The 1,113-nt window shown below is 31.9% G+C and carries 1 protein-coding gene; it reads left to right on the top strand.

Features of this window, described 5'->3' with window-relative positions; all coding sequences use genetic code 11:
• Positions 1 to 353: 353 nt before the first annotated feature.
• A partial coding sequence (locus tag DXA93_RS17535) for a caspase family protein (RefSeq protein WP_147399567.1) occupies positions 354 to 1,113 on the top strand: 760 nt, incomplete at its 3' end.

Below are 1,113 nucleotides of genomic sequence, written 5' to 3'. Positions count from 1 at the left end.
AGTTATAGGCAAGATGCATTTAAAGAAGAATATGAAAATGCAATTGTATTGAGAAAAATGCTGAAGGAATATAGAAAATGTAAAAATAGAGATTTTGAAAATATTAGTTGATTTTAGCTAAAAACTTTGAAGAATCTTTGAGTTGATGCTATGAGGGAAAAGAGCCAATAGATTTCATATCAGAACTCTTTTTGCTTCGATTTTAATCGTACGTGAATTGTCAGAGTACATGAAACTGCTTTGTGTAGATGAAAAAGTCCAATTTTCAAAGAAAAATTAATGGCTTATCATTATTAGTATTGATGGTCATAGATATGAGTCAGGTTATTGATGCAGAAAGGATAAGTATAATAATGAGTGATAGAATTGCACTAGTAATTGGAAATTCCAATTACCAATATGTCGAACCGTTAAAAAATCCTAAAAATGATGCTAATGATATAACAGCTGTATTACAGAAACTCAACTTTGACGTAACAACATTGTTAGATGCATCGTTGACAGATATTCAAGGGGCTGTGAATACTTTTTTGAAGGATCTTGATGAACATGCCGTTGGATTACTATTTTATGCGGGTCATGGTATGCAAATTGAAGGAAAGAATTATATTATCCCAATAGATCTTCAGATGACTAGTGAAGCAAAGACTAAAGTATCTTGCTACAGTTTAGATGTTTTTCTTGAGGGAGTATCTGCTTATAATGCAAAAACCATTATTTGTATTTTAGATGCATGTCGAAACAATCCATTTGCTATGGGAAGAGGTTTTTCGACAGGGTTCACCGCTATCTCAAATCCGCCTAAAGGAACTATAATTGCTTATTCTACAAGTGCAGATTGTGGTGCTTCAGATGGTTTAGGTAGTAATGGTTTATATACCCAAGTGTTAAAGGATGCAATGACTATACCAAATCTGAAAATTGAGGAAATGTTCAAATATGTTCGTAACGAAGTATCTAGTATTTCATCTTCTACATATGGCGAAGAGCAATTATCATGGGAATATTCTTCATTAGTTGGAGACTTTTATTTTTCTGTAGAACCGTATCCAGTTAACTATCAATATTCAGATGAAGAAATATTTGAATATATTTCTGAAAAACGTAAAGTTA

The sequence above is a fragment of the Blautia sp. OF09-25XD genome (assembly GCF_003482095.1).
Classification (GTDB): Bacteria; Bacillota; Clostridia; order Lachnospirales; family Lachnospiraceae; genus Fusicatenibacter; species Fusicatenibacter saccharivorans.
The sequence above is the reverse complement of the archived record's forward strand: the minus strand, read 5'-3'. Positions and strand labels throughout refer to the sequence as shown.